Origin of the sequence: Falsiroseomonas sp. HC035, from assembly GCF_050563525.1 — a bacterium.
Classification (GTDB): domain Bacteria; phylum Pseudomonadota; class Alphaproteobacteria; order Acetobacterales; family Acetobacteraceae; genus Falsiroseomonas.
Window position 1 is genome coordinate 334,243 of record NZ_JBNXUN010000001.1, and the last position, 26,684, is coordinate 360,926.

The 26,684-nt window shown below is 70.1% G+C and carries 23 protein-coding genes; 7 read left to right on the top strand and 16 right to left on the bottom strand.

Translation table 11 applies throughout. The annotated features are described in order from the left end of the window. Positions 1-106: 106 nt before the first annotated feature. The 3 genes from ACLF3G_RS01650 to thrS all read right to left on the bottom strand — a co-directional run bounded on the left by ACLF3G_RS01650 (position 107) and on the right by thrS (position 3,506). Complete coding sequence (locus ACLF3G_RS01650; protein WP_430667571.1) at positions 107-652, bottom strand: hypothetical protein; 546 nt, start codon at positions 650-652, stop codon at positions 107-109. A gap of 306 nt (positions 653-958) precedes the next feature. Continuing rightward, positions 959-1,483 carry a translation initiation factor IF-3 gene (gene infC, locus ACLF3G_RS01655; RefSeq protein WP_430667572.1) on the bottom strand — a complete coding sequence of 175 codons (525 nt, stop codon included), beginning with the start codon at positions 1,481-1,483 and terminating at the stop codon, positions 959-961. A gap of 85 nt (positions 1,484-1,568) precedes the next feature. Further along, positions 1,569-3,506, bottom strand: coding sequence for a threonine--tRNA ligase (thrS, locus tag ACLF3G_RS01660; RefSeq protein WP_430667573.1), 1,938 nt, complete (start codon positions 3,504-3,506; stop codon positions 1,569-1,571). Positions 3,507-3,651: 145 nt separating this feature from the next. Between thrS and ACLF3G_RS01665 the strand changes: the two genes are divergently transcribed. After that, positions 3,652-5,151 carry an NYN domain-containing protein gene (locus ACLF3G_RS01665; RefSeq protein WP_430667574.1) on the top strand — a complete coding sequence of 500 codons (1,500 nt, stop codon included), beginning with the start codon at positions 3,652-3,654 and terminating at the stop codon, positions 5,149-5,151. Here the strand turns inward: ACLF3G_RS01665 and ACLF3G_RS01670 are convergent. The 7 genes from ACLF3G_RS01670 to ACLF3G_RS01700 form a co-directional block, all read right to left on the bottom strand. Further along, positions 5,138-6,067, bottom strand: a complete 930-nt coding sequence (locus ACLF3G_RS01670) for a glycosyltransferase family 9 protein (RefSeq protein WP_430667575.1) — start codon at positions 6,065-6,067, stop codon at positions 5,138-5,140. The two genes, ACLF3G_RS01665 and ACLF3G_RS01670, sit on opposite strands and share 14 nt — an antisense overlap. Next, entirely contained in the window at positions 6,067-7,188 is a 1,122-nt protein-coding gene (locus ACLF3G_RS01675; RefSeq protein WP_430667576.1) for a glycosyltransferase family 4 protein, read from the bottom strand. The genes ACLF3G_RS01670 and ACLF3G_RS01675 overlap by 1 nt, the downstream gene beginning before the upstream one ends. A 51-nt stretch (positions 7,189-7,239) precedes the next feature. Continuing rightward, positions 7,240-8,088, bottom strand: a complete 849-nt coding sequence (locus tag ACLF3G_RS01680; protein ID WP_430667577.1) for a carbohydrate ABC transporter permease — start codon at positions 8,086-8,088, stop codon at positions 7,240-7,242. Next, complete coding sequence (locus tag ACLF3G_RS01685) at positions 8,088-9,011, bottom strand: carbohydrate ABC transporter permease (RefSeq protein WP_430667578.1); 924 nt, start codon at positions 9,009-9,011, stop codon at positions 8,088-8,090. Before ACLF3G_RS01685 ends, ACLF3G_RS01680 begins: the two co-directional genes overlap by 1 nt. A gap of 100 nt (positions 9,012-9,111) precedes the next feature. Further along, the gene (locus tag ACLF3G_RS01690; RefSeq protein WP_430667579.1) at positions 9,112-10,449 is read right to left on the bottom strand and encodes an ABC transporter substrate-binding protein; all 1,338 of its coding nucleotides are present in this window, start codon (positions 10,447-10,449) and stop codon (positions 9,112-9,114) included. Between the two features lie 85 nt (positions 10,450-10,534). Then, positions 10,535-11,872: a tetratricopeptide repeat protein gene (locus tag ACLF3G_RS01695; RefSeq protein WP_430667580.1), complete on the bottom strand. Its 1,338-nt coding sequence runs from the start codon at positions 11,870-11,872 to the stop codon at positions 10,535-10,537. Positions 11,873-11,885: 13 nt separating this feature from the next. Continuing rightward, positions 11,886-12,041, bottom strand: coding sequence for a DUF1127 domain-containing protein (locus ACLF3G_RS01700; RefSeq protein ID WP_430667581.1), 156 nt, complete (start codon positions 12,039-12,041; stop codon positions 11,886-11,888). Positions 12,042-12,245: 204 nt separating this feature from the next. Here ACLF3G_RS01700 and ACLF3G_RS01705 point away from each other — a divergent pair, with 204 nt between their 5' ends. The 3 genes from ACLF3G_RS01705 (at position 12,246) to aqpZ (ending at position 15,123) form a co-directional block, all read left to right on the top strand. Further along, positions 12,246-13,406, top strand: a complete 1,161-nt coding sequence (locus ACLF3G_RS01705; protein WP_430667582.1) for a fumarylacetoacetate hydrolase family protein — start codon at positions 12,246-12,248, stop codon at positions 13,404-13,406. After that, entirely contained in the window at positions 13,403-14,155 is a 753-nt protein-coding gene (locus ACLF3G_RS01710) for an alpha/beta hydrolase (protein WP_430667583.1), read from the top strand. The genes ACLF3G_RS01705 and ACLF3G_RS01710 overlap by 4 nt, the downstream gene beginning before the upstream one ends. A gap of 185 nt (positions 14,156-14,340) precedes the next feature. Next, the gene (aqpZ, locus tag ACLF3G_RS01715) at positions 14,341-15,123 is read left to right on the top strand and encodes an aquaporin Z (protein ID WP_430667584.1); all 783 of its coding nucleotides are present in this window, start codon (positions 14,341-14,343) and stop codon (positions 15,121-15,123) included. Between the two features lie 131 nt (positions 15,124-15,254). On the opposite strand, the gene ACLF3G_RS01720 is transcribed toward aqpZ, so the two are convergent. Further along, positions 15,255-16,112 (bottom strand): SDR family NAD(P)-dependent oxidoreductase, encoded by an 858-nt coding sequence (locus ACLF3G_RS01720; protein WP_430667585.1) that lies wholly within the window; start codon positions 16,110-16,112, stop codon positions 15,255-15,257. A 69-nt stretch (positions 16,113-16,181) separates the two neighbouring features. On the opposite strand from ACLF3G_RS01720, the gene ACLF3G_RS01725 reads away from it, so the two are divergent. Genes ACLF3G_RS01725 through ACLF3G_RS01735 form a run of 3 tightly spaced genes read left to right on the top strand, consistent with a single transcriptional unit; the run spans position 16,182 to position 18,051 of the window. Next, positions 16,182-16,991 (top strand): tetratricopeptide repeat protein, encoded by an 810-nt coding sequence (locus ACLF3G_RS01725; RefSeq protein ID WP_430667586.1) that lies wholly within the window; start codon positions 16,182-16,184, stop codon positions 16,989-16,991. Beyond that, positions 16,991-17,335, top strand: a complete 345-nt coding sequence (locus tag ACLF3G_RS01730) for a CidA/LrgA family protein (protein WP_430667587.1) — start codon at positions 16,991-16,993, stop codon at positions 17,333-17,335. Before ACLF3G_RS01725 ends, ACLF3G_RS01730 begins: the two co-directional genes overlap by 1 nt. Beyond that, positions 17,332-18,051, top strand: a complete 720-nt coding sequence (locus ACLF3G_RS01735) for an LrgB family protein (protein WP_430667588.1) — start codon at positions 17,332-17,334, stop codon at positions 18,049-18,051. The genes ACLF3G_RS01730 and ACLF3G_RS01735 overlap by 4 nt, the downstream gene beginning before the upstream one ends. A gap of 6 nt (positions 18,052-18,057) precedes the next feature. Here the strand turns inward: ACLF3G_RS01735 and ACLF3G_RS01740 are convergent, their stop codons facing one another. The 5 genes from ACLF3G_RS01740 to ACLF3G_RS01760 form a co-directional block, all read right to left on the bottom strand. Beyond that, a complete protein-coding gene (locus ACLF3G_RS01740) occupies positions 18,058-18,768 on the bottom strand; it encodes a hypothetical protein (RefSeq protein WP_430667589.1) in 711 nt (236 codons plus the stop codon). A 65-nt stretch (positions 18,769-18,833) separates the two neighbouring features. Next, entirely contained in the window at positions 18,834-19,502 is a 669-nt protein-coding gene (locus ACLF3G_RS01745; protein WP_430667590.1) for a glutathione S-transferase family protein, read from the bottom strand. A 65-nt stretch (positions 19,503-19,567) separates the two neighbouring features. Next, complete coding sequence (locus ACLF3G_RS01750) at positions 19,568-20,683, bottom strand: endo-1,4-beta-xylanase (protein WP_430667591.1); 1,116 nt, start codon at positions 20,681-20,683, stop codon at positions 19,568-19,570. Beyond that, positions 20,680-25,203 carry a glutamate synthase large subunit gene (gene gltB / locus ACLF3G_RS01755; protein ID WP_430668126.1) on the bottom strand — a complete coding sequence of 1,508 codons (4,524 nt, stop codon included), beginning with the start codon at positions 25,201-25,203 and terminating at the stop codon, positions 20,680-20,682. The genes ACLF3G_RS01750 and gltB overlap by 4 nt, the downstream gene beginning before the upstream one ends. Positions 25,204-25,208: 5 nt before the next feature. Next, positions 25,209-26,648, bottom strand: coding sequence for an NAD(P)-dependent oxidoreductase (locus ACLF3G_RS01760; RefSeq protein ID WP_430667592.1), 1,440 nt, complete (start codon positions 26,646-26,648; stop codon positions 25,209-25,211). Positions 26,649-26,684 lie beyond the last annotated feature (36 nt).

A 26,684-nucleotide genomic window follows, 5' to 3' on the forward strand; every position in this document is an offset into this window, starting at 1 on the left:
CACCCGTGGTGGGGCGACCAATTGTCGGGGGGTACCCGATGCGTCGGTTCCTACCCCCGGCAGGGCGTTCCGGTCAAGCCGGCCGGCGGCCAATGACGACAAGGTTCTACCAGGCATCCGGCAGCGGGCTCGCCGCCGCCTCCGCCGTATTCCAGCAGGCCGAACAATGCGCCAACTCCACCTCCAGCCCCGAGTCGGCCAGCGCGTCCAGGACCTCCGCCATCGTGTATTCGCGGACATGATGGTGCGAGCTTTCGCCGGGGCCGAAGCCGGCGCCAAGGATGGGCTGCGGGTTGCGATCCTCCAGCAGGCGACCGCGGGCCGATTGCCGCAGGAAGTTCGGCGTCGTCACATACAGGAACCGGCCCGGCCGGAGGGTGCCCCCCAGCGCACCAAACAAGTTGGCGGGGTTCACCACCAGGTGCTCCAGCACCTCGCACAGCATGACGAGGTCCAGACCCTCCAGCGCCGTGTCCGGAACAGGCAGCGTGCTGGCGGCCCGCCGATCCACCAGTTCCAGGTCGAGTTGCACCTGGCGTTCGACCACGCCCTTCAACTGCGGGTGGTGGAACAGGCACAGCGATGTCAGGCGGAGGCCCGGGACGGCAGCGTGGTACAGCATCGGCGTGATGGAGGCGCCGATCTCCAGCACCCGGCAACCAGGCCAGCCGGGCGTGTCCCGCAGCAGGGTCCTGATGGCGCGCAGCGCCTCCGCGAACCGCAGGCGGTGGAAGGCCGCATAGTCCGTCTAGTCCTGCCGAGGGCCACCTGCGCCCCCGCCCCAGCCTCGAAGGCGGCCGACCGCGCGAGCAGTCCGGCATCGGCCGCCAGTCGCGCGGGCAAGGCAGGGGTAAAAGGCGGCGGCAGGGACCGGTTCGGTGGCCGGGAAGAAGCGGTTGCGCAGGGCGGCCAGCATCGAGTCTCTGCCAGCCTCCCTCAGCACCACCAGGGCCGGCGCCTATTTCGGCGCCAGCACCATGATCATCTGCCGGTTTTCCAGGCGCGGCATGGATTCCACCTTCGTGGCCTCCGCCAGCTCCGTCCGGATCCGGTCCAGCACGCGCAGGCCCAGATCCTGGTGCGCCATCTCGCGTCCACGGAAGCGAAGGGTTACCTTCACCTTGTCGCCTTCGGAGATGAACTCCTTCATCTGGCGCATCTTCACGCCGTAATCATGGTCGTCGATGTTCGGACGAACCTTGATTTCCTTCAGCTCGACGACCTTCTGCCGCTTGCGCGCCTCGTTGGCCTTCTTCTGCTGCTCATACTTATACTTGCCGTAGTCCAGGATCTTGCAGACCGGTGGCACGGCATTCGGGCTGATCTCGAGCAGATCGAGGCCGACTTCATAGGCCCGCAGCAAAGCGTCGCGCGCAGACATCACTCCAATCATCTCGCCGTCCTGATCGATCAGGCGGACCTGGGGTACTCGGATGTCTTCGTTGACCCGCGGGCCGTCGCGCGTCGGCAACTGGGCGGGCATCGGACCTCGGGCTATAGTGCTCTCCTGTCGTTGTTCAAGTCGAATCTGCCCTGTTATGGCGATGCGGTCCTGCGGAAGCAAGCCGCTACGGGGTGACCAAATCGGGGGGGACCGCTTCCGCGACCAGGCGGGCGACCGCCTCCGAAAGTGGTAGCGTCTCCTGTTCCCGCCCAGGTAGGCGCCGCAGAACCAGTTGGCCCTCCTCCGCCTCCCGCCGCCCGACCACCGCCAATACCGGCACGCGCTGCGCGATGTGGTCCGGCACCTTGCGGTTGATCTTCTCGTTCCGCAGATCCAGTTCCACGCGAATGCCGGCCTTGGCGAGGTCTGCCGCCACCTTGCGGGCATACTCGTCGGCATCCGAGACGATGGTCGCCACCACCACCTGCACCGGCGCCAGCCACAGCGGGAAACGTCCGGCATACTGCTCGATCAGGATGCCGATGAAGCGCTCGAAGCTGCCCAGCACCGCCCGGTGGAGCATCACGGGCCGCTTTCGACTGCCATCCTCCGCCACGTATTCCGCGCCCAGTCGCTCCGGCAGCACGAAGTCGGTCTGCAAGGTGCCGCACTGCCAGTCGCGGCCGATGGCATCGCGCAGCACGAATTCCAGCTTCGGGCCGTAGAAGGCGCCCTCCCCCGGATTCAACTCGTACGATACGCCCGCCGCCTCGCAGCCGCGCCGCAGCGCATCCTCCGCCTGGTCCCATACGGCGTCGCTGCCGGCCCGCTCCGCCGGGCGGTCCGAGAACTTCACACGGAAGCTCTCGAAGCCCAGGTCGCGGTAGACTGCGGTCAGCAGGGCCACGAAGCGCACCGTCTCATCGGCGATCTGCGCCTCGGTACAGAAGATGTGGGCATCGTCCTGCGTGAAGGCGCGCACCCGCATGATGCCGTGCAGCGCGCCTGAGGGCTCGTAGCGGTGGCAGGCACCGAACTCCGCCATCCGCCACGGCAATTCGCGGTAGGACCGCAGGCCCTGGTTGAAGATCAGCACATGGCAGGGGCAGTTCATCGGCTTCAGCGCAAGTGCGCGATGCGCCTCGTCCTGGTCCTCCACCGTCGCCATGAACATGTTCTTGCGGTAGTTCTCCCAATGGCCGCTGGCTTCCCACAGCTTGCGGTCCAGCACCTGCGGGGTGCGCACCTCCTGGTAGTCCGCCGCATCCAGGCGGCGGCGCATGTAGTCCTCCACCGTGCGGTACAGCTTCCAGCCCTTCGGATGCCAGAACACGCTGCCGGTCGCTTCCTCCTGCACGTGGAACAGGTTCATCTCGCGGCCGATGCGCCGGTGGTCGCGCTTCTCGGCTTCCTCGATCTGCAGCAGGTGTGCGTCCAACTCCTTCTGGTCGCGCCAGGCGGTGCCGTAGATGCGGCTCAGCACGGGATTGTCCGACTTGCCGCGCCAGTACGCCCCGGCCACCTTCATCAGCTTGAAGGCGGTGCCGACATCGCCGGTGCCGCGCATGTGCGGCCCGCGGCACAGGTCGATCCACTCGCCCTGGCTGTACAGGCTGATCTCGACGTCTTCCGGCAGGTCCTGGATCAGCTCGACCTTGAACGCCTCGCCCTTCTTCTCGAACAGCGAAATGGCATCGTGGCGGGACACGACGCTGCGCCGGAACGGCGCGTTGCGGGCGATGATCTCCCGCATCTTCGCCTCGATCGCGGCAAAGTCGTCCACGCCGAAGGGCTGGTTGCGGAAGAAGTCGTAGTAGAACCCGTTCTCGATGGTCGGGCCGATGGTGACCTGGGTGCCCGGGAACAGCGCCTGCACGGCTTCCGCCAGCACATGCGCCGTATCGTGGCGGATCATCTCCAGCGCCTCGGGGTCCCGGCGGGTGATGAAGCGCAGGCTGGCGTCTTCCGAAATCTCGTCCGACAGGTCGCGCAGGCGGCCATCCACCTGCATGGCGAGCGCGGCCTTGGCCAGGCCCGGCCCGATGCTGGCGGCGACCGTCGTGCCGGTGACGGGCCCGGCGAAGTCGCGGACGGAACCGTCTGGCAGGGTGATCGCGGGCATCGGGATACAGGGCTCCTGGGCTGTGCTAAGGGGGGCGGACCATGGCCAGCCCACTGCGCCCGCGTCAAGCCGGCGCGGCGGCCTGGGTGGCCTCGCGTGACATTTCTGCCGTCACTACCCGTCGTTACTACCTGATGGATCACTCATGACCGAAGCCGTCTCGCCGCCCCGCGCGGCGCTCTATGTCGATTTCGACAATGTCTTCATGGCCCTGATGCGCTGGGACGAGCGCGCCGCCTACGCCTTCGGCGAACGCCCCGATGCCTGGCTCGCTTGGCTCGAGGGACGGGAGGAGGATGGCAAGCCCGCCACCCGCCGCACCCTGGTGCGCCGCTGCTACCTGAACCCGGCCGGCTACCATGATTTCCAGCTCGGCCGCCCCGTCGCCCGCTACCGCGCGGCGCGGGACCTGCGCAACCGCACCTACTTCTCGGAATTCCGCGCCGCCTTCGTTCAGGCCGGCTTCGACGTGGTCGACTGCCCGGCCATCGCCTGGCTGAAGAACAGCGCCGACATGAAGATGGCGCTCGACATCAGGGAGGCGCTGGACCACCGCACGAACTTCGACGAATTCGTGCTGCTGTCCGGCGACAGCGACTTCCTGCCGGCGCTGGCGCGGCTGCGGGCGCATGACCGGCGCATCACCATCCTGGCGCAGGACACCGCCAAGGCGGCCTACCTGGCGGCGGCGGATGTCGTGGTGGGGCTGGATGAGTTCGCCCGCGCCGGCATGGGCAACCTGCCCGTGGCGCAGTTCAGCGCCCCGGCGGCGCCGCAGGCGGTCGCACCGGCCGCGCCGCGCCCGCCGGCCGTGGACATCCCGGCGCTGCGCGCCCAGGCATTGGACTGGGTGCGGGATGCGGTGGCGCGCAGCCCGGGCGGCGCCGTGCGCCTCACCGAGATCGGCCAGGCCCTGCCCCGCGCCTTCCCCGCCCTCCGCCACACGGACTATGCCGGCGCCGGCTCGCTCGGCGCCCTGATCGAGGAAGCGCACGACCCGCGCATGACGCTGTCCGGCCCGCCCGCGCGGCGCTGGGTCTTCGATGCGGAGCGCGGCGCCGCACCGGGCGACGCGCCCGCCGAGCCGGTGACGGCCCGGCCGCCCGAGGATGCGGCGAAGCCCGCCGAGGAGGTTGCGCCCACCGAGACGCCGGAACCCGCGCTCGAAGCGCCGGAGCCGGCACCCGAGGCCCCCGACATCGAAACGCCCGAGCCGCAGATCACGCCGGAGGCCGCGATGGCGGAGGCGGCGCAGCTGGTGCGCGACCTGCTCTGGGGCTCCCGTGACCCGAAGGGCCTGCCGCACGACCTGCCCGCCTTCACGTCGGAGGAACTCGGCTTCCTGCTGCCCGCGATCGCCGCAGCGCAACCGCTGAACCCCGCCGAGGCCGCGCCGATGCTGGCCGAGGCCGCCGCCGCCCAGGGGCTGTTCATCTCGGCGCGGGAGGTGACGGCGCTGCTGCGCTGGCTGATGCGCGGCTACGTCAAGCTGCACGAACCGGTCGGGCCGGAAGGCGCGCTGCGCCTGTCCCGCGTGCTGTTCGCCACGCTGGTCAACACCACCCGCGCGCTGGACGAGAAACTGTCGGAGCCGGAGACGGAGGCGCTGCGCCGCTGGACGCAGCACGCGCTCATCCCGGCGTAAGGTCCGCCGGCACCACGCCGGCCAGCGCCGCCTGCACCGTTTCCGGCCCCAGCGCCGCCAGCGGCACATGCCGCAGCACGGCGACGGCGGGCCCGCGCGGGGCGCACAGCGCCGGGTCGCTGTCGCCGCCGAACAATGCCAGCGTCGGGCATCCGGCGGCGGCGATCAGGTGGGTCGGGCCGGTGTCGTTGCCCAGCGCGAAGCGGGCGCGGCGTGCCAGTGCCGCGATCTCGGCGAAGCCGGTCCGGCCGGCCAGGCTGAGGCTGCCGGGTGCGACCCGCGCGATGCCCTCGGCCATCTCGACCTCCGCCGGCCCGCCGAGCACCACGCAGGGCACCGGGCAGGTTCGCGCGAATTCCGCGAAGCGCACCGCCGGCCAGCGCTTGCCGGGCCGCTGTGGCGAGGCGCCGGGCACCAGCAGCGCGAAATCCGGCGGCAACGCGAAGGCCGAAAGATCGGCATCCAGCCAGCCCATGGCCGGCGTGGGGAAATGCGTGATCCCGGCCGCCTCAAGCTGTTCGCGCTGGCGTTCCACAGTGTGCAGCGCATCGCGGTCTGGGTTGTCGTGCCGGTGGGAGGCGCCGCTGGCGACGCCCGACCACTCCGCCTGCAGGCCCACCAGCCAGCGGTAGCGGGAGGATCTTCCGCTGGTTTGCAAATCATACACGCGCCCGAACCGCGCCGCCCGCAGCCGCCGTCGCAGTGCCAGCACGGCGCGGAGGTCGTGCCAGGCCGGCCGACCTTCCGCCCAGACCTCGTCGAACCACGGGCTGCGCCGCGCCAGGTCGGCGAAGGGGGGCGTGGTCAGCAGCACGATACGCGCGCCGGGGTGATGCGCGCGGATTGCGGCGAAGGGTCCGAAGGACTGGACGAAATCGCCCAGCGCCCCGAGCCGGATGACGAGGATGGCATCCATCACAGCAATTCCCGATACACGTCCAGCGTCGCCGCCTGCATCGCCGCTGTGCTGTAGCGCGCCAGCACGGCCTTCCGCGCCGCCTGCCCCACCGCATCGCGCAGCGCCGCCGGCATGGCCAGCACCTGCGCCAGCATCGCCGCCAGCGCCACCGGGTCGCCGGGTGGCACCAGCCAGCCGGTCATCCCGTGCTCCACCGTCTCCCGCGGTCCACCAAGATCGGCGGCGATCACAGGCCGCGCCATGGCCTGCGCCTCGACGACCGTACGGCCGAAGGCCTCGGCATCCGTGCTGGCATGCACCACCAGCCCGGCGGCGGCCAGCGCCAGGTCCATGCGCTCGACGTGGCCGATCAGGCGCACGCGATCCGCCACGCCATGCCGGCGCGCGAGGGCCAGCAATTCGTCGCGGTAGGCATCCCGCCCGCCGCCCGCCAGCACCGCGATGGATTGCCCCGGCAGCCGCGCCAGCGCCTCCACCAGCACAGCCTGGCCCTTCCAACGGGTCAGGCGGGCCGGCAGCAGGATCGCCGCCTCGCCGTCCGGCACACCCCAGGTGGCGCGCTGCGCGGCGATGGCCTCAGGAGGGATCCGGGCCGGGTTGAAGCGCCGCGGATCGACGCCGCGCGCGATCAGCCGGATGCGCGCATCCGGCACGCCGTGGCGACTGCGGACCAGGTCGGCGATGAAGCCACTGATGGCGATGACACGGTCGCCCCGCGCCATGACGGAATTGTACAGCCGCTTGCCGGGCAGGTTCTCGTTGTAGGTGCCGTGGTAGGTGGTAACGAAGGCCCGACCGGTGCGCCGCGCCGCGATCAGCGCGGACCAGGCCGGGGCACGGGAGCGTGCATGCAGGATGGCGATATCCTCCTGCCGCACCAGCGCCGCCAGCGCCGCGGCATTGCGCCATATCGCCAGCGGCGACTTGGTGGCCAGGGGCAGGGTCACGTGCCGCACACCCAGCTCTTCCAGTTCCGCCACCAACGGCCCTCCGGCGGAGGCCACGAGCGGCCGCAGCCCGGCATCGCGGATCGCCTCGGCGATCTCGATGGTGCCACGCTCCACGCCGCCGGAGGCCAGGCTGGGCAGCAGTTGGAGCACGCCGGGCGGCTGGGTCATGGCGGTGCGCTCATCGCCGGCTGGTCTAGACCCCGGCCGCCTGTGCGTCCATCAGCCCCCCTTCACGCCGCCCTGCGTCAATCCGGCGACGATCTGCTTCTGCGCCACCAGCGTCAGGATCAGCACCGGCGCCGTGACCAGCAGCGCGGCGGCGGACAGTGGCCCCCAGCTGATCTGCTCGAAGGTCAGCATGTTGTTCACCGCCACCGGCAGCGTCCGCGTCTCCCGCCCCGCCAGCACCATGGCGAAGATGAAATTATTCCAGGAGAAGATGAAGGCGAGAATCGTCGCCACCGTGATGCCCGGCCGCGCCAGTGGCAGCGCAACGTAGCGGAAGGCCTGCCAGATGGTGGCACCATCGACCAGCGCCGCCTCCTCCAGCTCCCCTGGCAGACCCTCGAAGAAGCCGATCATCACCCATACCGCGATCGGTACAGTCAGCACCAGGTGGGTGATCAGGATCGGCCACAGCGTGCCAGTCAGGCCGAGCCACTGGAACAGCAGGAACAGCGGGATGAGGTAGGACAGGCCGGGCGTGATCCGCGCGATCAGGATCAGCACCGCCGCCTTCGTCGCGCGCATCTTTGCGATGCCGTAGCCCGCCGGCACGCCCACCAGCAGCGCAATGCCGGTGGCACCAAAGCTGACGACGATGCTGTTCCACGCCTGCAACAGGAAGTCGTTGCGCTCGAACACGGCGCGGAAATTGTCGAGCGTCGGCGGGTAGGGGATGAAGACCGGCGGGAAGGCGGTGTTGTCCACCTCGTTCTTCAACGACAGCGACAGCATCCACAGGAATACCAGCGCCGCCGGCGACACCAGCACGATGACTGAAAGGCCGAAGGCCAGGCTTTCCAGCCGCCGCCGGATCGGCCTGCGGCGTATCGCGCCATCCGCCATCAGACGGCGTCCTTGAAGCGCTCGCGCGACCACAGCAGCAGCATCGCGAGCAGGATGATGAGGGCGAAGAACACCACCACCACGGCGCTGGCGTAGCCCATGTTGTAGTAGGCGAAGGCGTTGAGATACAGGAAGATGTTGATGGTCTCGCTGGCCGTGCCGGGCCCGCCCTGGGTGATGACGTAGATCGTGTCGAAGGTCTTCAGCGCATCGATCGTGCGGATGATGATGGCCACCATCAGGAACGGCGCCAGCAGCGGCAGGGTGATGTAGCGGAAGGCCTGGAAGCTTGTTGCGCCATCGATCTTCGCCGCCTCGTAGGGATCGACCGGCAGGCTCGCCAGCCCGCCAAGCACCAGCAGCATCACCAGCGGCGTCCAGTGCCAGACCTCCACCATCACCAGCGTCGGGATCACGGTGTTGGCGTCATAGACCCACAGGCTCGGCGGGATGCCGAACTGGCTGAGGATCCAGTTCAGCACGCCGAGCTGCGGGTGGAACATCATGGTCCAGACCAGCGCCACGGCCACCGGCGTCGCCATCATCGGCAGGATGAAGATGGTGCGCGCCAGCCCACGCAGCGGGAACTTGCGGTGGAAGGCAAGTGCCGCCGCGACGCCGAGCACCACCGGGATCACCACCGCAAGCACGGTGAAGTACAGCGTGCGCAGGATGCTGCCGTGGAAGCGCTCGTCGTGCAGCAGGCGCTCGTAGTTCGCCAGGCCGACGAAGGTCCGGCCCTGCCCCAGCTTCCATTCCTGCAGGCTCATCCACAAGGTGAAGATCCAGGGGAACAGGATGACCGCCACCACCACTACCGCGGCCGGCACGATGAACGGCCAGTAGTGCCGCGCATAGGCGCGCTTGCGCCGCACCTTGTCCGCCGCGACGCCCGCCAGCGCCGCCGCATGCCCATCCGCCATCACAGGCGGCCCGAGACGGGCCGAGCGCCCGAACGGGCGCCGCCGCCAACGCAGCGAAGCCCGGCAGCCGGAAGATGCGCCCGGCGTCCGAGGGCGAACATCACGTCGCGCGTTCCGACTGCTCCAGGATCGGCCGGAACGCTTCCGTCGCGCGCTTCAGCTCCGTTGCCACGTCGGCGCCGCCGATGGTGTTGGTCAGCGCGGTGCCGAGCGTGTCGCGGAATTCCGTCACCGGCACGATTTCCGGCAGGCCCGGCCGCGCGATCTCGGCGCTCTTGATCAGCGTCTCGAAGTAGTCGCGCCCGAAGCGGCTGGACCGGATCGCCTCCTCGTTGCGGAAGGCGCTCTGCCGCGCCGGCGCGCCGGCGCCGGAGGTCAGGTAGCGAAGCTGGTTCTCCTTGCCCAGCGCCCATTGCAGGTAGTACCAGGCGGCGCCCCGCTTGCGTTCGGACGATGCCTCGCTGATGCCGAAGCCTGTGCCGAACAGGCAGCAATGATGATGCGCCGGCCCGGCCGGCACCACGGCGTAGCCCACCTTGCCGGCGACGCGCGAGCGCGTCGCATCCTCCAGCGGCGCGGCGAAGCCGACGCCATCCAGCCACATCGCGGCGCGGCCCTGCATGAAGGTGGTCTGCGCCTCGTTCCAGTTGAAGCCGGCGGATCCGGGCGGCGCGGTTTCCCGCATCAGCTTCTTGTACATCTCCCCGGCCCAGATCGCGTCCGGCGTATCCGTGATCAGGCGGGTGTTCGCATCGATCGTGTCGCGCTGCTGCGTGCCGAGCAGGAAGCTGGTGTAGAGCACGACATTGGCGTTGCGCAGGCCGCGCCCGACGAAGCCATATTGCTGCGCGCGTGCATCCGTCAGGCGCTTCGCCGTCTCGTACAGCTCGTCATAGGTCTTGGGCGGCTGGAGCCCGGCGCGGGCGAAGATTTCCTTGTTGTAGTACAGGATGAAGTAGTCGGTGAACTCCGGCAGCGTATCCATCCGCCCATCCGCCTGCGTCGAATAAGCCACCGCGCCGGCGCCGAAATCCGGAAAGTCGAAATCGGGAGCGGTCAATGACGCATCGGCGATCAGCGGCCGCAGGTCCGTGGTCCACTTCGCACGCCCGACCTGCCGCTTGCTGACATGCAGGCTGATGCCGACCGCATCGAAGGACGGCCGGCCGGAGCTGAACTCGATGACGAATTTCTGGCGGTGCTGCTGTTCGGGAATGCCTTCCGAACCCACGCGGATGCCGGTCAGCGCCTCGAATTCCCGCTGCTGGCGGATCAGGATCTGACTGCGCGGATTGGCGGTGAGGCTGACCTCGATCCGCTCGCCCTCGAAGCGCTTCCAGTTGAAGGCGCCCTGCGCATCCACCTGTCGCACCAGCGCCGGGGCCGCCAACAGACCCGCACCACCCAACAGCGCCGTGCGGCGCGTGAAAAGCGTCATCCGTTCCTCCATCGGGCTCGTCACGGCCCGTGGAACGTATGCTCCGCCAGAACTGCGCCGCACGGCAAGCCCCATTCGCGGCGCGTCACGCCGCGCGCGCGGCCCCCACGGCACGGCTGCGCGCCATTGCGGCCTGGGCGAAGGGGCTTTCCGGCTTGGCGGCCAGGCGCCGCGCCGCCAGGTCCCGCGCCACCGAGCCCTCCCCGGCCCGCAGCGCCGCTTCCAGCAGCGTCAGCCAGATCACGTCGCGCTGCGCGTTGGACCCGCCGAAGCCGATCGCCTGCCCCGCCACCGGCACCATGGTCCACACCGCGCGCCCGTGGTCGCCGAGCATGAAGGCGGCGAAGCCTTCCGCCAGCGGCAGGCCGATCTCGCGCGTCATGCGCGCGTTGCTGCCACGGCCGGCCGCCGCGCGCCGCATCGCGCCCAGCACCTCCGCCACCAGATCGGCACGGCCAGCCCCGAGATGCGCCATCACGGCGTGCAGGTCGCTGAAGGCATAGAAGCCGGCGCCGCCCATCGCCTGCCAGGCAGCGGAGACGGCGGCGAAGCGCCCACCGGTGTCGACGCCCCTTAGCATCAGCCGCCACAGCATGGCCGAGGCATCGACCAGCTCCAGCACCACGCTGCCCTCCCGCGGCGCCACCGCGCGGTCGTAGATCGCCAGCACCTGCTCATGCTCGCCATGCTCCAGGTGGTACAGCGCCAGGTGCCACCAGTTGTGCACGGCGAGCAGGCCGGCCTGGCTCCATTCGCCTTCCCGCAGACCGAGGAACCGCACGCCCTCCCGGTCGCGGCCCTGCATCTCCAGCACATGCGCGACCGCATGGGTGGCCCAGGCATCGGCCGGGTTCAGCGCCAGCGCCATGCGGCCGGCTTGCTCGGCCTGATCGTACGCGCCGCACTCCTCCAGCCCGAAGGCCTGCATGCCGAGCATCCAGGCGAAGCCCGCCTCCGCCTCCCGCCAGTCGCGCATCGCCGCCGTCGGGCGGTCGCGCAGCCCGGCCGCGTTGCCCAGGAAGAAGTCGGTGGTGTGCGCCACCTGCAGGGCGAACAGGTCGCGCGGGTATTCCGCGCTGATCGCGCCGTAGCGCGTCTGTGCGAGGGTCATGTCGCCCTCGCACCAGGCACGCGCGGCGGCCAGGTGGGCGCGTTCACGCGCATTGGCGTGCCGCAGCGCCTCCCCGGCCTCGACGCTGCGAAGGCCTTCCGCTGCGGCGGCGGGCTCGCCCGACATCACCATCAGGCCGGCGCGCAGCGCGTGGCCCATGGCGAAGTCCGGCTGCTCGGCAATGGCGGCATCGGCCAGCGCCAGCGGATCGGCGCGGAAGCCAAGCATGGCCTCCGCCGCCTGGTCCAGCGTCGCGACGGCGCTGCGATTGGTGGTGGAGACGGCGTTGCCGTAGCGGTCCGTGGTGGCCATCGATGAAACTCCCTCAGAACTGGTGCAGCAGCGGCAGGACAGGCGCCGGGGCGGGCGGCAGCCCGATGTCGCGGCGCAGGTGATTGTCGAGCCGGGCGATCTCCGCCCGGTGGCGCCAGCGGCGACCGATCCGGCCATCCAGCAGCGCGGCGAAAGCAGCGTCCATCATCGTCGTGATCCTTCGAGTGCATCGTCTGACGGCGCGCTTTCTGGCGGATGCGGGTTTCGGGCCGATTGCGCGGCGTGGCCCAAAGCGGTTTCGGCCGGATGTCGCGTGTTTCGCCGGCGGCACCCTGCCGAGGGGGGCCTTGGCGGTCGGCCGCAAGCGGCTACTCTGCCTGCCGCCAGCCACACAACAGGAAGATCGCACCGCATGTCCCAGCCCGATGCGCTGCCCGCAGATTGGCAATCCGGCAGCTTCGCGCTGCGCCTGATGACGCCGGACGGCCCGGTGGCCTTTGCGCTCCAGGCCGGCGAAGCCTTCGACATGACCCCCGCCTTCGGCACCGTCAGCGCCTGGCTGAACACGGAAGACCCGGTCGGTGCCATCCGCGCCCGCGGCGTGCCGGTGGCGCTGGACCTGCCCGCCGCGCTCGCCAATGCGCACCACGCCGCGCGCGATGCGGCGCAGCCCTGGCTGCTGGCGCCCATCGACCTCCAGGTCATCAAGGCCGCCGGCGTCACCTATGTGCGGTCCATGCTGGAGCGCGTCATCGAGGAACGATGCCGCGGCGATGCCAGCCAGGCGGAGGCCATCCGCGCCGAGGTCCGCGCCATCATCGGCGACGACCTGGCGAATTTGATCCCCGGCAGCCCGGAGGCCATGCAGGTCAAGGCGACTCTGGTCGAGAAGGGCTGGTGGAGCCAGTACCTGGAAGTCGGCATCGGCCCGGACGCCGAGATCTTCACCAAGGGCCCTGTGCTGTCAGCCGTCGGGCCCGGCGCCAAGGTCGGCGTGCATCCGGTCAGCAAGTGGTCGAACCCGGAACCCGAGGCGGTGATGGTGGTGAACGCGCAGGGCCGCATCGTCGGCGCCACGCTCGGCAACGACGTGAACCTGCGCGACGTGGAAGGCCGCAGCGCGCTGCTGCTGGGCCGCGCGAAGGACAACAACGCCGCCTGCGCGCTCGGCCCCATGGTCCGCCTGTTCGACGAAGCATTCACGCTGGAGGATGTGCGGCAGGCCGAACTTTCGCTCGACATCACCGGCCGCGACGGCTTCGCGCTGCACGATCAGGGCCGGATCGGCGCCATCAGCCGCGACCCGGCGGATCTGGTCGGCCAGATGATCGGCGCGCATCACCAGTACCCCGATGGCGCCGTGCTGTTCCTCGGCACGCCCTTCTCGCCCTCCAAGGACCGCGGCGCCCCCGGCATGGGCTTCACCCACCATCCCGGCGACATCGTCCGCATCGCGACCCCGCGCCTCGGCGTGCTGGAGAACGAGGTGGACCGCACCGATTCCTGCCCACCCTGGGGCACCGGCATCGGCGCGCTGATGGCGAGCCTCGCCCGCCGCGGCTATCCGGCGTGAGGGAAGAATCCGGTCGGCTCGACGACCGCCTTGCCTGGTCCCGCCTGCCAGGGGCCGGCCCCGGCGTGGTGTTCCTGCCCGGCTACCGCAGCGACATGCAAGGCAGCAAGGCGCTTGCGCTCCGCGACCACTGCGCAGCCCGCGGCCAGGCCTTCCTGCGCGTGGATTACAGCGGCCACGGCGCCTCTGCCGGACGGTTCGAGGACGGCACCATCGGCCAATGGGCGGCTGATGCGCTGGCGGTGTTCGATGCGCTGACCAGCGGTCCTCAGGTGCTGGTCGGCTCCTCCATGGGCGGCTGGATCGCGCTGCTGCTGGCGCGCCAGCGGCGGGACCGGCTGGCCGGGCTGATTGGCCTCGCCCCGGCGCCGGATTTCACCGAGACGCTGATGTGGCCGGCGCTGCCGCCCTCCCAGCAGGCCGCCCTGATGCGCGACGGCCTCATCCACCTGCCCAGCCAGTACGGCGAGCCGACGCCGGTGACGCGGGCGCTGATCGAGGACGGCCGCCGCCAGTCCGTGCTCGGCCAGTCCCTCGACCTGCCCTGCCCGGTCCGCATCCTGCAGGGCATGGCCGACCCCGACGTGCCCTGGCGCCACGCGCTGCGGCTGGTGGAGGCGCTGGGCGGCGGTGATGTGCGCCTGCACCTGATCAAGGACGGCGACCACCGCCTGTCCCGGCCGGAGGATCTGCGGCTGTTGGCGCAGACGCTGGACGCGATTCTGGACGATCCGACCAGCCCGGAGTGACCAGACCGCAACAAGCATAACCAAAGCACAACGATGCATCAATGCTGCTTCGTTTCTTGGACGCACTGCGCGAATATTGAAGTCTCTTGCCTGTCGAACAACAATTCGCGACCCCGCAACTCCTGCGTGACGGCGGGCAGTACGGCGCTTCAGATTGCCGCATCACCCGGTCGGGATGCGCGCTCATGTCGAGAAAGCTGGTTGCAGAGTTCATCGGCACCTTCTGGCTGGTGCTGGGCGGATGCGGCAGTGCCGTGCTCGCCGCCAAGTTTCCGGAAGTGGGCATCGGCCTGGTCGGCGTCGCGCTGGCCTTCGGGCTCACCGTCCTCACCATGGCCTATGCCATCGGCCACATCTCCGGCTGCCACCTGAATCCCGCGGTGACGCTGGGCCTGGTCGCCGCCGGCCGGTTCCAGGCGAATGAGGCGCTGCCCTACATCCTGGCGCAAGTCGCGGGCGCCACCATCGGCGCCGTCCTGCTCTGGGCCATCGCCTCCGGCGCGCCGGGCTTCGACCTCGCGGGCGGGCTTGCCGCGAATGGCTTCGGGGAAGCCTCGCCAGGTCGCTACAGCCTGCTCGCCGGCTTCACGACGGAAGTCGTGATGACGCTGCTGTTCCTGCTGATCATCCTCGGCGCCACCTCCGCCCGCGCGCCGGCCGGCTTCGCGCCGATCGCGATCGGGCTGGGCCTGACGCTGATCCACCTGATCAGCATCCCCATCACCAACACCAGCGTGAACCCGGCGCGCAGCACCGGCCCGGCGCTGGTGGTGGGCGGGCTGGCGCTGCAACAACTCTGGCTGTTCTGGGTCGCGCCCATCCTCGGCGGCGTCATCGGCGGCCTGCTGCATCGCTGGCTCTCGACGGAGGAAGCGCTCGACCGCGCCGACCGCACTGCCGCCATCCGCGCCGCCGCGACCACCGCCGCCGAGGCGCTTGCCCCCGCCCCGGCGCGGGAGCCGCGTTGAACCTCGCCTGCGGATCGTGACCGATCCGCACTCAGGCGCCGGCGCGCCACTCCGCGAGCTTGGCGACGCGGCAGGAGCCGCGGTGACCCTCCGGACGCTCACCCGCCTCCGGCGGGCGCCGGTCAACCGTGCTACGGCCGGCCCTGGCCCTCGCCGGCGAGGATGCGCGCCAGCCCCTCGCGGTAGCTCGGGCAGCGCCAGGTGATGCCGAGCGCCGCACGGGTCGCGCCGCTCGTCACGCGCCGGTTCTCGGACCAGAAGGACAGCGCCATCGGCGACATGCCGGTGCGCGCAACCTCGAACGGAATTTCGGGCGGCGGCGCCACGCCCAGCAGCCGCGCCGCCTCCGCCACCACCTCCGCATTGCCGGCCGGTTCGTCATCGACCAGGTGCAGGACGCGTGCGCCCGCAGAGGGCTGCCGCGCGGCCGCGACCACGGCCAGGGCGATGTCGTCGACATGGATGCGGCTGAAGGAATGCCCGGGCTTCACCACCCGGCGCGCCGTGCCCGCGCGCACATCCTCCAGCGCGCTGCGGCCCGGCCCATAGATGCCGCCGATGCGGAACAGGTCGAGCGCCCGTCCCGCCGCCGCCAGCCGCCACGCATTCTCCGCCGCCAACCGGCGCTGGGACCGCGGCTGGCCCGGCGCCGGCGGCGTCGCCTCGTCCACCTCGGCACCGCCACGATCGCCGTAGACCCCGGTGGTGGACAGGTAGCCGATCCAGCGCAGGCCGGTTGCGGCGGCCACGGCACCCGCATGGGTCGCGAGCACCGGGCAACCCTCCGCCTCCGGCGCCGCCGTCACCACCAGATGCGTCGCCTGCGCGATTGCCTCTCCCGCCTCGGCGAAGCGGACCACCGCAACGCCCTCCGGCGCTGTCGCGCGGCCCGGATCGCGCGCCGTGCCGGTGACGGCAAAGCCCGCCGCCACGGCCTCCGCCGCGATGGCGCTTCCAGCATAGCCCAGGCCCGCAATCACCATCCGCATCCCGGCACACCTCCCACCGCCGCCACGCGAACTGGCGCCGCGACCCGGCGATGCGTAGGATCACGCGGCATGCGACGCCAGCCCCGCCCCCTCCTCCTCGGCGCCCTCGCCGCCGCCGTCACCCTCGCCGGGCTCGCCGGCTGGATGGGCGTGGCGCCGCGGGAGGCGCTGACCGCCGAGACCCCGCCTCGCCTCGCCGCCGGCCCGGCCTTCGAACGCTGCGTCGGCCTGCTGCGCCGCGATCCGGAAGGCGCCCTCGCCCATGCCGAGCAATGGGCGCGGGAGGGTGGCGGCGAGGGTGCCGCGCATTGCCAGGCGCTGGCGCTGCTCGGCCTTGGCCAGCTCGAGCAGGCGGCGCAGCGGCTGGAGACGCTGGCCAGCCAGTCCCGCGCCGCCAACCCCGCCCGCGCCGCCATCTACGCCCAGGCGACGCAGGCGTGGCTGCTGGCTGGCGAGATCAACCGTGCCTTCGCCAGCGCGACGCTCGCCCTGACCCTGGCGCCGGATGATGTGGACCTGCTGGTCGACCGCGCCGTGGTGCACGGCAACCTGTCCCGCTACGGAGAGGCGATCGAGGATCTCGACCGCGCCTTGACGCTCGACCCGACCCGCGCCGAGGCGCTGGTGTTCCGTGCCGCCGCGCATCGTCACCGCGATGAGAAGGTGCTGGCGGCCCGCGACATCGACCTCGCCCTGTCCCTGCAGGCCGACAATGCGGAGGCGCTGCTGGAACGCGGCATCCTCCGCCAGTTGCAGGGCGATGCGGCGGGCGCGCGGGCGGACTGGGAGCGCGCTGTCCGCGTCGCCCCCGGCTCCCCCGCCGCCGACCTCGCCGCGCAGAACCTGGCGCTGAACGAGGCCGGGCCGGCGCGACGCTGATGACGGGTGCCATCACCGCGCTGCTCGCCTGCCAGCTGGCGGGCGAGGTCCTGGCTCGCAGCCTCGGCCTGTCCATCCCGGGGCCGGTGATCGGCATGGTCCTGCTGCTGGCCGTTCTGCTGCTACGCGGACGCCCCGCCCCGGCGCCGCTGGCGGAGGTCTCGGACGGACTACTGAACAACCTTGGCCTGCTGTTCGTGCCCGCCGGAGTCGGCGTGGTGCTGCACCTGCCGCTGCTGGCGCGGGACTGGGCACCGCTGTCGCTGGCCATCCTGGCCGGCACGCTGCTCGCCATCGCCGCCACCGGACGCCTCGCCCAGGCCCTGCTGCGGCGCTTCGGGTGACGGACCTCGCGGAGATCTGGGTCTACCTGGCGCGGGAGCCGCTGGCGGCGCTGACGGCGACGCTGCTTGCCTGGCTCGCCGCGCTGCGGGTGCAGCGGGGCCTCGGCCGGCATCCGCTGGCGAACCCGGTGCTGATCGCGGTGGCGCTGCTGGCTGGTGGGCTGCTCGCCACCGGCATCGAGTACCGGGACTATTTCACCGGCGCGCAGTTCGTGCATTTCCTGCTGGGTCCGGCGACCGTCGCGCTCGCCATCCCGCTGCACCGGCACTTTGCCAGCGTCCGCAAATCCGCCATCGCGATCCTGCTGTCGGTCGGCCTTGGCGGCGCCTTCGCCGCGGCGGCGGGCGTCGGCATCGCGCTCGCCTTCGGCGCGGCGCCGGAGGTTGCGGCGAGCCTGGCGCCCCGCTCCGTCACCACCCCCGTCGCCATGGGCATCGCGGAGCGTATCGGCGGCCTGCCCTCGCTGACCGCCGTGGTGGTGATCCTGTCCGGCATCACCGGCGCCGCGCTCGGCCCGCTGGTGCTGAACCTGGTGCGGGTGCGGGACTGGCGCGCACGCGGCCTCGCCATCGGCACGGCGTCGCACGGCATCGGCACGGCGCGGGCGCTCAGCGTGGATGCGACGGCGGGCGCCTTCAGCGGGCTGGCGATGGGGCTGAACGCCATTGCATCCGCGCTGCTGGTGCCGCTGCTGTGGCGCCTCTGGGCGGGGTGAGGCGCCTCAGAAGGCCAGCGGTGCAGACGGGCTGCGGCCATAGAGCCCGCGCCGCAACTCGGCGCGCGCGGCCGAGGTGAAGGCATCCACCCGGCCGAGGAAGGCACTCTGGTCGGCGCTGCGCATGCCATCGGACCAGTTGCCGGCGCTGCGGGCGTTGCCGGTGGCATAGGCAACCGGGGCGAAGCGATAATCCACCTGCAGCAGGTGCATGCTTTCGGAGAGCAGCACCTGCCCCACGATCCAGCGCGGCGGGATATAGCCGGGGCGATCCTCGCCCAGTGCATAGATGCTGCGGACCCAGTCCGGCGTGTTCGGGCCGGCACCGGCGCCCTGGTTCACCAGCCCACGGCAATCCAGGTTGCCCTGCACCGCGACTTCGATGTGCCGGCGTAGCGTGTCGGTGCGGGTGCAGATTCCATGCGGCGTCCAAACCTGGCCCACTTCCGTCGCCGCGCTGACGAGAATCACGCCGGCCGCGCGTCCGCCGACCTCCTGCGGCAATACGGCGCGGTGCAGCGTGGTGGGGGTGGTCAGTTCGCGGCTTCGGCCGGGCTTGCTGTCATGGAAGATCAGGCGCCACGGCCCCGGCGGCAGCGCGACGACCTTGCCGCCGAGGGTATAGGACCCCTCCACCGTCTGCGCCGCCGCCTGCGGCGCGGCAGGTCCCAGTGCCATCAGCAGCGCGAGGATGGGCAATAGGCAAAGGCGTCGCATGGCAGCCTCCGAGGCACGATCCTCCCAGCTTCTGGGACCGTTACGGAGACAACTCAAGCTACGGCTTAGAAATCCAGATCGTCGTAATGCGCCGGCGGCACGACGCCCGTCACCCGGTCGCCCAGCAGCGGCCGGAAGGACGGCCGAGACTTCACGCGCGCGTACCAGTCCTTCGCCGCATCCGAGAGGCTCCAATCCACGTCGCCGATGTAGTCCAGCGCCGAAAGCTGTGCCGCGGCCGCCAGGTCCGCCAGGCCGAGCTGCGGGCCAGCCAGCCAGGCGCGCGTCTCCGCCAGCCAGCCGATGTATTCCAGATGCGGCTTCAGGTTCGCATAGCCGGCGCGGATCGCCGTGGCATCCGGATTGCCGCGGCCGAACAGCCGTTTCATCTGCTTCTCGAACACCAGGTTGCGCGTGACCTCGGCGTAGAATTTCTGGTCGAACCAGGCGACCAGCCGCCGCACCTCCGCCCGTTCCCCCAGCGTCCGCCCCAGCAGCGGCAGGTCCGGATAGGCTTCGTCCAGGTATTCGCAGATCGCATAGGAATCGGCGATGGAAAGCCCGTTCGATTCCTGCAGCAGCGGCACGGTCCCGGCCGGGTTGATCGCCAGGAACTCCTCCCGCCGCTCCCAGACGCGCTCGATCCGCAAATCGAAAGGCAGGCGCTTCTCGGCGAGTGCGAGACGGACCTTGCGTGCGAAAGGAGACAGGGGAAGGTGGTAGAGGGTTCGCATGCAGGCCTGAATCTGAGACGCGTTGGAATATCGCACGCGCCGCCTCCAGGGCCAAGCGGCGGCGGTCAGGCGCGGGTCGGGGCGGCATCCAGCGCGCCGGCGATCGCCGCCCACATCGGCTTGCGCCGCAGCGCCTCATCGAAGGGCAGCGGCCTGGCCTGGGCGCGGTCCCGCCGCCGATGCTCCGGCAGACGTCCCTGCCGCACCCAGGACTCGCGATCGCTCAGCCCCCAGGTCACCACCGCACGCACCGCGGGCTCGGCCAGTGTCGCGTCCAGGAAACGCCGCACCAGCGCCGCCGCGGCCTCGTCCCGCGCCGCCACCGGCGCCGGCAGCGCGGCATCGTTCACGTCGAGTTCCGTCACGTCGATCGTCAGGCCGAGCGATGCGACCTCCGCCAGGAAGCCGCGCCATTCCCCGGCATCGAAGGGCTGTCCGGCCTGCAGATGCGCCTGCATGCCCAGCACATGCACCGGCACGCCCGCGCGCAGCAAGCCGCGCAGCAGCGCCAGCACGCCGACGCGACGCCGGCGCGACCAGAAGGTTGCGTGCTCGCAGCCGAAATCGTTATAGGCCAGCCGCGCCGCCGGGTCCGCCGCATGCGCCAGGTGAAACGCCAGCGCGATGTGGTCCGGACCCAGCCGTTCCAGGAGCCGGGTGCGCCGCAGCCAGTCCGGCCGGCCATCCTCCGGCGCCACCGCTTCGTTCACCACGTCCCAGGTGCCAATCGCGCCGCGCCAGTGGCGCACCGTGGCATCGAGATGCGCCGCCATCGCGGCTTCCGTCGCGCGCGCATCCAGCCCGCCGAGCCAGGCCGGCTCGCTCTCATGCCAGACCAGCGTGTGCCCGCGCAGCGCCAGGCCGTGCCGGCGGGCGAACGCCACCAGGATGTCGGCGCGCCGGAACCGCCGGTCGCCGGCCCGGGGTTCCAGTTCGGCCCACTTCATCTCGTACTCGGCGACCATCACGCCGCATTCGGCGCGGATGAGGCTGCTCATCGCCGGATCGACAAGCTGGCGGGTGCTGACCGCCGCGCCGAAGACCAGCCCCTTTGCCGCAGCCCGCGCATGCAGGCCCTGGTCACCGGAAGCGGCCGGCATCGCCGGCACCGGCTGCGCGCTGGCGCAGCCTGTCGCCGCGCCCGCCGCCAGGGTGAGCGCGGCCCGCCGTCGCAGCGTCACTCCGCCGCGACGGCCAGCACGTCTTCCATCGGCTGCGGCAGGTAGCGGGCGTAGTCCTTCGGCACGATGTGCCAGAACTTCGCCGCCTCCGACGCCCAATCATTCAACAACCGTGAGGCGAAGGGGCTGCCCGTCTCCTCCACATGCCGCTCGACATGCTCGCGCAGTGCCGCCGCCCAGTGTGCAGAGGCACCGACACGGCACCAGCGCAGCGATTCCGGGTTCACCCGCTGCTCAAAAGTGTTCTCCGCGTCGTAGAGGAACGCCATGCCGCCGGTAAAGCCAGCGCCGAAGTTGTCACCGACCGGGCCGAGGATGACGATGGTGCCGCCCGTCATGTATTCGCAGGCATTGGCGCCGGCACCTTCCACCACGGCGAGCGCGCCGGAATTGCGCACCGCGAAACGTTCCCCGGCCTGGCCTGCCGCGAACAGCGCACCGCTAGTCGCGCCGTACAGGCAGGTGTTGCCGATGATGGTGTTCTCGTTCCACACCAACGTCGAGGACGGCGCCGGACGCACCACGATGGTGCCGCCCGAAAGCCCCTTGCCGACATAGTCGTTGGCGTCGCCGAACACTTCCAGCTTCAGCCCACGCACCGCGAAGGCGCCCAGCGACTGCCCGGCAGACCCGCGCAGCCGCACCGTCAGGTGGCCGCGCTGCAGACCCTCCATGCCGAATTTGCGGACGATCTTGCTGCTGATCTTGGTGCCGATGGCGCGGTGCGTGTTGCGGATGTTGTAGGCGAGCTGCATCTTCTCGCCGCGCTCGAACAGCGCCGCCGCGTCGCGGATCATGTCGGCATCCAGCGTCTCCGGCACCTCGTTGCGGCCATCCATGGTGCAGTAGGCCGGATGCGCGCCGGCATCCGCCTTCACCAGCAGCGGGTTCAGGTCGAGGTCGTCCAGATCCTCCGCGCCACGGCTGACCTGGCGCAGCAGGTCCGTGCGGCCGATCACGTCGGTCAGCTTGCGGAAGCCGAGGCTGGCGAGAATCTCCCGAACCTCCTCCGCGACGAAGCTGAACAGGTTGATGACCTTCTCGGGAGTTCCAGCGAATTTCTGGCGCAGCGCATCATCCTGCGTGCAGACGCCGACGGGGCAGGTGTTGGAATGGCACTGGCGGACCATGATGCAGCCCATGGCGACGAGGGATGCCGTGCCGATGCCGAATTCCTCGGCCCCCAGCATCGCCGCGATCACCACGTCCCGCCCGGTCTTGAGCCCGCCATCCGTGCGCAGCTTCACGCGGTGCCGCAGGCGGTTGAGCATCAGCACCTGATGCGTCTCGGTCAGCCCCATCTCCCAGGGCAGGCCGGCATGCTTGATGGACGACACCGGGGATGCGCCCGTGCCGCCGGAGTGCCCCGAGACCAGGATCGCATCCGCCTTCGCCTTGGCGACGCCGGCCGCGATGGTCCCGATGCCCGACCGCGCAACCAGCTTCACACAGACCGTGGCGTCCGGGTTGATCTGCTTCAGGTCGTAGATGAGCTGCGCCAGGTCCTCGATGGAATAGATGTCGTGGTGCGGCGGCGGGCTGATCAGCATGACGCCCGGCGTGGAATGCCGCAGCTTCGCGATCAACTCCGTCACCTTGAAGCCGGGCAACTGCCCGCCCTCCCCCGGCTTGGCGCCCTGCGCCACCTTGATCTCGATCTCGCGGCAGTTGTTCAGGTACTCCGCCGTGACGCCGAAGCGGCCGGAGGCGATCTGCTTGATGGCGGAATTCGCATTGTCGCCATTGCGACGCGGACGCGCGCGGATCGGGTCCTCGCCGCCCTCGCCACTGTCGCTGCGCGCACCGATGCGGTTCATCGCAATCGACAGCGTCTCATGCGCCTCCGGCGACAAGGCACCCAGCGAGATGCCGGGCGCCACCAGCCGCTTGCGGATCTCCGTGATGCTCTCGACTTCCTCGAGCGACACGGCGACGCGGCCATCGGCGCGGAAATCCAGCAGGTCGCGCAGCGCCACCGGCGGCAGCTTCCGCACACCCTCGGAGTAGCGCTTGAAGGTCTGGTAGCTGTCGCTTTCCACCGCCTTCTGCAACGTGTGGATCAGGGACCCGTCGAAGGCATGGTTCTCGCCGCGCTTGCGCAGCTTGTACAACCCGCCCACCGGCAGCGTCACCGCATCCGCGTCCCAGGCCTTCGCATGCAGCGCGAGGACGCGCCGCGCGATCCCCGAAAGCCCGATGCCCGAAATGCGCGACGCGATGCCTGGGAAGAACTCCGCCACCAGCGCGCGGGACAGCCCGATGGCCTCGAAGTTCATCCCGCCGCGGTAGCTGCTGATGACGGAGATGCCCATCTTGGACATCACCTTCAGCAGCCCCTTGTCCACCGCCTTCTTGTAGCGCGCCACGCAATCCTTCAGCGACAGCTCGGGGAACAGCCCGCGCCGGTGCCGGTCCGCGATGCTCTCCTGCGCCAGGTAGGCATTCACCGTGGTCGCACCGGCGCCGATCAGCACGGCGATGTAGTGCACGTCGATGGACTCGGCGCAGCGCAGGTTCAAGCTGGTGAAGGTCCGCAGGCTATGCCGCACGAGATGCGTGTGCACGCCGCCGACAGCCAGGATCATTGGGATCGCCGCCCGCGCCGGCCCCTGCTCGGCATCCGAGAGGATCACATGCGCGCAGCCGCTGCGTACGCCTTCCTCGGCCTCCCGCTTGATGCGCTCAATGGCAACGCGCAGCCCCGCCTCACCTTCCGCAACCGCGAAGGTGCAGTCCACCACGCAGGCGGTATCGCCCATGTAGGCGCGCATCGCGGCGAATTCGGCGTTGGACAGCACCGGGCTGTCCAGCATCAGCATGTCGCACTGCGTCGGGTCCTCGTCGAGGATGTTCCCGAGATTGCCGAGCCGCGTCTTCAGCGACATCACCCGCGTCTCGCGCAGGCTGTCGATCGGCGGGTTCGTCACCTGGCTGAAGGACTGGCGGAAGTAGTGGTGCAGCCCGCGATACTGGCTGGACAGAACCGCGATGGGCGTATCGTCGCCCATGCTGCCGATCGCCTCGCTGGCTTCCTCCACCATCGGGTGCAGGATCGTCTCCAGCTCCTCCAGCGTGTAGCCCACGGCAAGCTGGCGGCGCCGCAGCGCCTCCCCGGTCAGCTCCGCCTGCTCATCGGCACCGGACTTGACGATGCCGTCGATGCGCGTCGTGCGGCTGGTCCAGTCGCCGAACGGCTTGCGCGACGAAAGCGCATCCTTCAGCTCCGTGTCGCCATAGAAGCGCCCGGTCGCCAGTTCCACGCCGACGCACTGACCAGGACCCACGCGGCCCTTGGCGACGATCCGGTTCTCGTCGATCTTCACCATGCCGGTCTCGGAGCCGATGACCAGGATGCCGTCATGCGTGATGGTGTAGCGCATCGGCCGAAGGCCGTTGCGGTCCAGCCCGCCGATCACCCACTTGCCGTCGGTTGCCGCGATCGCGGCGGGCCCGTCCCAAGGCTCCATCACCGCATTGCAATACAGGAACATCTCGCGATGCGCCGCCGGCATCGTCGCGTTGCTGCCGAGGCTCTCCGGAATCAGCATGGACTTCGCCATCGGCGCGTCGCGGCCGCCACGCACCAGCAGCTCGAACACGTTGTCCAGCGTTGCCGTGTCGGACCCACCGGCCTGCACCACCGGCTTGATGTCGTCCATCGCGGCATCCAGCAGCGGATGCGCCAGCCGCGTCTCGTGCGACTTCATCCAGTTGATGTTGCCGTGGACGGTGTTGATCTCGCCGTTATGCGCCAGCATGCGGAACGGCTGCGCCAGGCGCCAGGTCGGGAAGGTGTTGGTGGAGTAGCGCTGGTGGTAGATCGCGAAGCGGCTGGTGAAGCGCGCATCCAGCAGGTCCGGGTAGAAATCCGCCAGCGAAGCCGCCAGGAACATGCCCTTGTAGACGATGGAGCGGCAGGACAGCGAACACAGGTACAGCTCCGGAATCTGCGCCGCGATCGCCTGCTTCTCGATCCGCCGGCGGATCACGTACATGTCCCGCTCGTACAGATCCTCATCCACGCCGCGCGGGTTCCACAGCAAGATCTGCTCGATCTCCGGCCGCGTCGCATTGGCCTTCTCGCCGATGCAATCCACGTCGATCGGCACCTGGCGCCAGGAATAGATGTTGTAGCCGGCGGCGAGGATCTCGGTCTCGACGATCTGCCGGCAGCGTTCCTGCGCGCCGAGATCCGTCTTCGGCAGGAACACCATGCCCACCGCTATCCGCCCCGGCCGCAGCCGGTCGCCGCCGCGTTCTACCACCTCGGCGAAGAAGTCCTGCGGGATCTCGATATGGATGCCGGCGCCGTCGCCGGTCTTGCCATCTGCATCGACCGCGCCGCGATGCCACACCGCCTTCAGTGCATCGATACCGGCCTGCACCACCTTGCGGTGCGCCTTGCCGTCCAGCGAGGCGACCAGTCCGACGCCGCAGGCATCATGTTCCGTCAGGTCGATATGCCCGGCATCGCGCAGCGTTGCGGTATTGGCCAGGTGGTTCGCCACATAATCCTGCATCGCCGTCACTCCGCCGCCACGGCGAGCATGCTCGCCTTCTGCTCGATGTAGTGGTGCATCGTCTCCGCCGCGTCGCGCCCGTCGCGGATCGCCCAGACCACCAGGCTCGCGCCGCGCACGATGTCGCCGGCGGCGAAGACGCCAGGCAGCGCCGTCATCATGGTGCGATGGTCCACCTTCAGCGTGCCCCACTTCGTCACCGGCAGCGCCGGCTCGTTGAAGGCCGCCGGCAGGTCCTCCGGGTCGAAGCCCAGCGCCATGATGACAAGGTCGGCCGGCAGGTCGAACTGGCTGCCCGCGATCGCTTCCACCTGCTGCCGCCCCGTCGCATCCGGCAGGCCGAGATGCATCCGGTGCGCACGGACGGCGGTGACCGTGGCATCGCCGAGGAAAGCCTCCGGCGCGCCGAGCCACTCGAACACCACGCCTTCTTCCTCGGCGTTGTGCACCTCCCGCATCGAGCCGGGCATGTTCGCCTTGTCGCGCCGGTACAGGCAGGTGACGGAGGCAGCCCCCTGGCGGACCGCGGTGCGCACGCAGTCCATCGCCGTGTCGCCGCCACCGATGACAACCACGCGCTTGCCAGCCGCGTTCATCGCGCCGGATTCCATGGCCGGCACCACCCCGCCGAGGCCGGCGCGGTTCGACGCGGTCAGGAATTCCAGTGCCGGCACGATGCCGGGCAGGCCGATGCCGGGCGCGGACATGTCGCGCGCCTTGTAGACGCCGGTCGCGATCAGCACGGCGTCATGCTTCACGCGCAACTCCTCCAACGTCACGTCGCGGCCGACGGCGACGTTGAGGTGGAAGTGGATGCCGCCTTCCTCGAACTGCTTCGCGCGCCGCAGCACCACCTCCTTCTCCAGCTTGAAGTTGGGGATGCCGTAGATCATCAGACCGCCGACGCGATCGTAGCGGTCGTAGACATGCACCTGGTAGCCGCGCACCCGCAGCCGCTCCGCCGCCGCCAGGCCGCCCGGGCCGGCGCCGATGATGCCGATGCTGCGGTCCAACTCGCGCCGCGGCTTCGGCGGCTTCACCCATCCCTGCGCCCAGGCATTGTCGGTGATGTACTTCTCGACCGAGCCGATGGTGACGGAACCAAAACCTTTTTCGATGACGCAGTTGCCCTCGCACAGCCGGTCCTGCGGGCAGATGCGGCCGCAGATCTCCGGGAAGGTATTGGTCGCCGCGGCGACCTCATACGCCTCCTCCAGCCGGCCTTCCGCCGTCAGCTTCAGCCAGTCTGGGATGTTGTTGTTCAGCGGGCAGTGCACCTGGCAGAACGGCACGCCGCACTGGCTACACCGGCTGGACTGTTCCGCCGCCGCCTGCGGCGCGAACTCCTCGTAGATTTCGCCGAAATCCTCCCGACGCAGCGTCGCCGGCCGCTTGTCCGGCTGGTGCTGGTCGAGGCGCACGAATTGCAGCATCCGATCGGCCATGGCGACGCGAAGCTCCCTGGGGCGCTCGCCTCCTAC

Excerpts from the sequence above, each read along its gene's own strand:
- infC (WP_430667572.1), bottom strand. The coding sequence starts at position 1,483 with ATGCCCGCCCAGTTGCCGACGCGCGACGGCCCGCGGGTCAACGAAGAC.
- thrS (WP_430667573.1), bottom strand. The coding sequence starts at position 3,506 with ATGCCCGCGATCACCCTGCCAGACGGTTCCGTCCGCGACTTCGCCGGG.
- ACLF3G_RS01665 (WP_430667574.1), top strand. The coding sequence starts at position 3,652 with ATGACCGAAGCCGTCTCGCCGCCCCGCGCGGCGCTCTATGTCGATTTC.
- ACLF3G_RS01670 (WP_430667575.1), bottom strand. The coding sequence starts at position 6,067 with ATGGATGCCATCCTCGTCATCCGGCTCGGGGCGCTGGGCGATTTCGTC.
- ACLF3G_RS01675 (WP_430667576.1), bottom strand. The coding sequence starts at position 7,188 with ATGACCCAGCCGCCCGGCGTGCTCCAACTGCTGCCCAGCCTGGCCTCC.
- ACLF3G_RS01680 (WP_430667577.1), bottom strand. The coding sequence starts at position 8,088 with ATGGCGGATGGCGCGATACGCCGCAGGCCGATCCGGCGGCGGCTGGAA.
- ACLF3G_RS01685 (WP_430667578.1), bottom strand. The coding sequence starts at position 9,011 with ATGGCGGATGGGCATGCGGCGGCGCTGGCGGGCGTCGCGGCGGACAAG.
- ACLF3G_RS01690 (WP_430667579.1), bottom strand. The coding sequence starts at position 10,449 with ATGACGCTTTTCACGCGCCGCACGGCGCTGTTGGGTGGTGCGGGTCTG.
- ACLF3G_RS01695 (WP_430667580.1), bottom strand. The coding sequence starts at position 11,872 with ATGGCCACCACGGACCGCTACGGCAACGCCGTCTCCACCACCAATCGC.
- ACLF3G_RS01700 (WP_430667581.1), bottom strand. The coding sequence starts at position 12,041 with ATGATGGACGCTGCTTTCGCCGCGCTGCTGGATGGCCGGATCGGTCGC.
- ACLF3G_RS01705 (WP_430667582.1), top strand. The coding sequence starts at position 12,246 with ATGTCCCAGCCCGATGCGCTGCCCGCAGATTGGCAATCCGGCAGCTTC.
- aqpZ (WP_430667584.1), top strand. The coding sequence starts at position 14,341 with ATGTCGAGAAAGCTGGTTGCAGAGTTCATCGGCACCTTCTGGCTGGTG.
- ACLF3G_RS01720 (WP_430667585.1), bottom strand. The coding sequence starts at position 16,112 with ATGCGGATGGTGATTGCGGGCCTGGGCTATGCTGGAAGCGCCATCGCG.
- ACLF3G_RS01725 (WP_430667586.1), top strand. The coding sequence starts at position 16,182 with ATGCGACGCCAGCCCCGCCCCCTCCTCCTCGGCGCCCTCGCCGCCGCC.
- ACLF3G_RS01730 (WP_430667587.1), top strand. The coding sequence starts at position 16,991 with ATGACGGGTGCCATCACCGCGCTGCTCGCCTGCCAGCTGGCGGGCGAG.
- ACLF3G_RS01740 (WP_430667589.1), bottom strand. The coding sequence starts at position 18,768 with ATGCGACGCCTTTGCCTATTGCCCATCCTCGCGCTGCTGATGGCACTG.
- ACLF3G_RS01745 (WP_430667590.1), bottom strand. The coding sequence starts at position 19,502 with ATGCGAACCCTCTACCACCTTCCCCTGTCTCCTTTCGCACGCAAGGTC.
- gltB (WP_430668126.1), bottom strand. The coding sequence starts at position 25,203 with ATGCAGGATTATGTGGCGAACCACCTGGCCAATACCGCAACGCTGCGC.
- ACLF3G_RS01760 (WP_430667592.1), bottom strand. The coding sequence starts at position 26,648 with ATGGCCGATCGGATGCTGCAATTCGTGCGCCTCGACCAGCACCAGCCG.